At 73.0% G+C, this 4,150-nt stretch carries 5 protein-coding genes and 1 pseudogene; 4 read left to right on the top strand and 2 right to left on the bottom strand.

Going from position 1 to position 4,150, the window contains the following annotated elements; all coding sequences use genetic code 11:
- The 3 genes and pseudogenes from UW392_RS35615 to UW392_RS35605 form a co-directional block, all read left to right on the top strand.
- Positions 1–260, top strand: a pseudogene (locus UW392_RS35615) (hypothetical protein); the annotation flags it as partial.
- 16 nt (positions 261–276) lie between these two features.
- On the top strand, positions 277–1,041 hold the full coding sequence (locus tag UW392_RS35610) for a DUF4239 domain-containing protein (protein ID WP_320779344.1): 765 nt from the start codon (positions 277–279) through the stop codon (positions 1,039–1,041).
- A 175-nt stretch (positions 1,042–1,216) separates the two neighbouring features.
- Positions 1,217–1,822 (top strand): hypothetical protein, encoded by a 606-nt coding sequence (locus tag UW392_RS35605; protein WP_320779343.1) that lies wholly within the window; start codon positions 1,217–1,219, stop codon positions 1,820–1,822.
- A 94-nt stretch (positions 1,823–1,916) separates the two neighbouring features.
- Here the strand turns inward: UW392_RS35605 and UW392_RS35600 are convergent, their stop codons facing one another.
- A complete protein-coding gene (locus UW392_RS35600; RefSeq protein ID WP_320779342.1) occupies positions 1,917–2,402 on the bottom strand; it encodes a hypothetical protein in 486 nt (161 codons plus the stop codon).
- 334 nt (positions 2,403–2,736) lie between these two features.
- Between UW392_RS35600 and UW392_RS35595 the strand changes: the two genes are divergently transcribed.
- Positions 2,737–3,402 (top strand): class F sortase, encoded by a 666-nt coding sequence (locus UW392_RS35595; protein ID WP_320779341.1) that lies wholly within the window; start codon positions 2,737–2,739, stop codon positions 3,400–3,402.
- A 31-nt stretch (positions 3,403–3,433) separates the two neighbouring features.
- On the opposite strand, the gene UW392_RS35590 is transcribed toward UW392_RS35595, so the two are convergent.
- The coding region (locus tag UW392_RS35590; RefSeq protein ID WP_320779340.1) for a polysaccharide deacetylase family protein at positions 3,434–4,150 on the bottom strand (717 nt) is incomplete at its 5' end.

Below are 4,150 nucleotides of genomic sequence, written 5' to 3'. Positions count from 1 at the left end.
CGCCGCAGCCCGCCGCGCCGCCGCCCGCCACCAGGGCACCGGTCCCGACGCCGACCCCGGCGGCGCCCACTCCCCCGCCGAAGCCCTCGCCGACGGCGGAGCCCTCGCCCCGGCCGTCGCTGACGCCGGTGCACTACCCGCGCTACCGCGCCGCCCACCCACGCCCGCGCACCACCCGGGGCGCCACGTCACCTCTCGTCTTCGTCCTGCTCATCACGGTTCCCGCGCTGGTGGCCGTCGCCGCGCTGCGCCCGCGCTGACCCCTGGAGGCTTGTCTTGCCGGAATGGCTTGTTCTCACCCTCGCGATGCTGGCCGCCTGCGCGGTCGTGGTCGTCGTCACGTTCGTCCGGCACCGCCGGGTCGACGAGGACGAGGACATCACCGAGACCCCCGACGTCATCGAGTACATGACCATGTGGATCGGCGTGGTGTACGCCATCGTCCTGGGTCTGGCCATCGCGGGGGTCTGGGAGGCGCGCAGCGCCGCCGAGGACCACGTACAGGCGGAGGCCGTGGCGCTGCACGAGATCTCCGAGCGGGTCCGGGTCTATCCGCCCGAGGTACGCGACCGGATTCGGGACGATGTCAATGCCTATGTCGGACACGTCGTGACCACCGAGTGGTCCGCCATGGCCGAGTCCGGGGAGGTCACCGAGCGCGGCACCGTGCTCCTGGACCGGCTCCGCGCCGACGTGACCGACTACGAGCCGGCGTCGGACTTCGAGGCCCAGGCGTACCAGCCGCTGCTCGACCAGGTGACCGCCGCCGACCAGGCCCGCACCTCCCGGGCGGAGTCGACCGGGACGACCATGCCGGGGGTGGTGTGGTTCGGGCTGATCATCGGGGGCGCCGTCACCATCGGCATGGTCTTCGCCCTGCAGATCCGGCGCACCGCGCGGGAACTGATCCTCGCCGGGCTGTTCTCGGCGCTGATCGCCTTCCTGCTGTTCCTCATCTGGGACTTCGACGACCCCTATGCCCGTGGGCTCGGCGCCACCACGGAGCCGTACCTCAACCTCTTCCCGGGCGTCGACGACTGAGCCGAGGGGGCCGACGGCCGTCCCCTGGGCGGCCCACACCCTTGCCCCATTCGCGCGACTGCGATCGCGCCCGCCTGCGCGCCTTCCTAGCGTTTCGGTCATCGAGGTGCATGTCCGGCACGAGCGGAAAAAGGTCCGCCGCTGCTCCTCGGGACCCGGAGGATCCATCATGCGCATGCGCGCGATACCCGTCGCTTCGGCCGCACTGCTGGGCGCCTGCGCCCTGTCGTCCTGTGTCCCGGCCGCGGGCGCGGCCGGTCAGGGCACCCCGGCGCCGTTCGGTTTCGGCGTCCAGCCCGCCACCATCGCGCCGGGCGGTGAGGTCACGCTGCGGGTCGACCGCAACGACGGCCGCTGCAAGGGCCCCGCGACCGTCTCGGCACCGGTCTTCGACCCGGTGACCGTCCCGCCCCGGCACACGTCGGCGAAGGCGGTGGTCGACTGGGACGCCAGACCGGGGGCCGTCTACCAGGTGGCGTTCCGCTGCGACGGGGCGACCGGGACGACGGGCCTGACCATCACCGGCGGCGGGCCGAGCCCCACGCACTCGCCGACTCCGCCGCCGACCCTCGCCCCGCCGCCGGAGCACCCCGGGCACCACGACGATCCCGGGCATCACGATCACCCCGGGCACCCGGAGAAGGGCGTGCACGCCGGAGAGGGCGGCACCGTGGCCGGGTTCGACCTGCGGAACCTCGGGCTCGGTGCCGTGCTCGTCACCGGTGCGCTCGGGGCGGCGTACCACTTCTCCCGCCGTCGCGGCGGGGAGAACGGCGCCTGAGCCGGCCTGCGCCGTCCGCACAGGACTTCGCCCCGGACCCTCTCCACGAGGGTCCGGGGCGAAGTCCTGTGTACGGCTGGCTGGCCCCGGCCGGTCAGACGCGCCGTTCGGCCCGGCGGCGCATCCAGAACACCCCGCCGCCGGCCACCGCGGCGGCGACGAGCCCGCCGCCGATGGCGATGTCGGTCGGCGTGGCACCGCTGGAGTTGCTGCCGCCGATACCGCCGCGGACACCGCCGATGACGGTGAAGGCCGCCGGGCGGGTCAGCGTCCTGCCGGAGCAGTTGACGGTGATGTCGTACGAGCCCGGCCGGGCGTTGCCGTTGATCGTGGCGACGCCCTTGGAGGTCTCGTTGGCGCCCTTGACCGGCGTCAGGTGGGTGGTCGGGAAGGCGCGCGAGGTCATCGTGCCGCCGTGCGGGCAGCCGTCGACCGTGACGGTCATCTGGCCGCCGCGGGCGATGACACTGGGCAGGGCCACGATGTTGCTCGGCGTGTCCCACGCGGCGGCCGTGGGAGCGGCGAGCCCGAGGACAGCAACGGCGGCGCCTGTGGCCGCCAGGGCACGGGAGTTACGCATGTGTTCCTCCGCGGAAGACGCCCCGGGACCCGTCCCCGGTCGATCGGCGAGAAAGCGCCTCCCGGACAAGACCCTCAGTTGGCGCGGCTGGAGCCGCATTTCGGGAATGGTCCGTCCTGGTGAGCCAAGTCGGCACGGCGAAAGCACGGCAGTGGATATCGCCGCAGGTCACGGAGTGTCAGGCGATTTCTGTACCCCGCGCCTCGGATGGCGCACCCCGCATGTGCGGTGCCACCCGTTCGCATCCGCCCCGTCGCCGGTGGGCCGGGCTCCCTCTAGCGTTCTGCGTATGCGCGAATGACACGGCGACGGCTGTGTCGAGAGGGGATGTCGAATGTCTGCGTCCGAGCTGGCCGAAGAGGAGGAGCGGCGGAGGAAGCGCGCTCCCTGGGGCGTGATAGCGCTTGTTCTGCTGACCGGTCTCGCGCTCATTCGAAACGGTTCGGGGGAATTCGACGTGGGCCCGCCGCAGCCGGCGTCGGCCGCGGCCTCGGACACCCGCCGCGCCGCGCCGGGGGACGCGCCGAAGGCCCTGCGGCCGCTGCCGTACGCGGTGCCCGCCCGGGTGCGGATTCCCGCGATCCAGGTCGACGCGCCGATGATGCCGGTGGGGCTGGACGCGGACGGGTGGGTCGGCGCGCCGCCGCCGGAGGACCCGAACCTGGCCGGCTGGTTCACCGGCGCGGTCTCGCCCGGACAGAAGGGCACCGCGGTCGTCGTCGGCCACGTCGACAACAAACAGGGCCCGGCCGTCTTCTACGGACTCGGCGCCCTGAAGAAGGGCAACATGGTCGACGTCGCCCGGGAGGACGGTAAGACGGCGGTCTTCGAGATCTACGGCATCGAGGTCTTCGAGAAGGACGATTTCCCCGGTGACCGGGTGTACGCCTCCAAGGGCAGTCCCGAATTGCGCGTCATCACGTGCGGCGGCGGATTCAGCAAGCAGAACGGTTACGCGGGGAATGTGGTCGCCTTCGCCCGCCTGACCGAGATCCGCTGAGCGGTTTCCCGGCCGGGCGGGCGCGCGGGCCTCACACCGGTCGCCGCCGGGGCACGGTGAGGCGGTAACCGGAGTCGAGCAGCCGCGGGAGATAGGTGCGCAGGGCGCGGACGCTCTGCGAACGGTCGCCCCCGGCGTCGTGCGAGAGCACCACGACGCCGGGGGCGGCGCCGTCCTCGACCCGGTCGACGATGGTGCGGGTGCCGGGGGTGGTCCAGTCCAGGGTGTCGACGGTCCAGGCGAGCGGTTCCATGCCGAGTTCGGCGCCGAGTTGGAACGCGGCGCGGTTCCACGCCCCGTACGGCGCCCGGAACCAGCGGGGCGGTTCACCGCAGGCCCGGTCGATGACGTCGGCGGTGCGCTCCATCTCGTCACGGATCTTCCTTCGGCCGAGGCGGGTCAGGAGCGGGTGGGACCAGGTGTGGTTGCCGACGACGTGACCCTCGTCGGCCATCCGGACCAGCAGGTCCTTGTTGTCGGCGGCCATCTCGCCGCAGACGAAGAACGTGGCGCGGACGTCGTACTCGGCCAGGGTGTCCAGGATGTCCGGCGTGTAGCGGGGGTCGGGGCCGTCGTCGAAGGTCAGCACCATGGTGCGGCCGCGGCCGGAGAGCTCCAGGAGCGGCTCGCTGCGTACGGGGAGCCGCGCGGGGGCGGCGCGCGGCGGGCCGTAGCCGGTCAGGGGCCGGAGGCGGTAGGCGGAGGGCTTGAGCGCCGGGCGGGCCCCGGCACCCGGGGCGGGGGCCGG

The organism is Streptomyces sp. CRN 30, assembly GCF_034105845.1.
The sequence above is the reverse complement of the archived record's forward strand: the minus strand, read 5'-3'. Positions and strand labels throughout refer to the sequence as shown.

Bases quoted from the DNA above. Each gene is read 5' to 3' on its own strand.
- UW392_RS35605 (WP_320779343.1), top strand. From the start codon at position 1,217: ATGCGCGCGATACCCGTCGCTTCGGCCGCACTGCTGGGCGCCTGCGCC.
- UW392_RS35600 (WP_320779342.1), bottom strand. From the start codon at position 2,402: ATGCGTAACTCCCGTGCCCTGGCGGCCACAGGCGCCGCCGTTGCTGTC.
- UW392_RS35595 (WP_320779341.1), top strand. From the start codon at position 2,737: ATGTCTGCGTCCGAGCTGGCCGAAGAGGAGGAGCGGCGGAGGAAGCGC.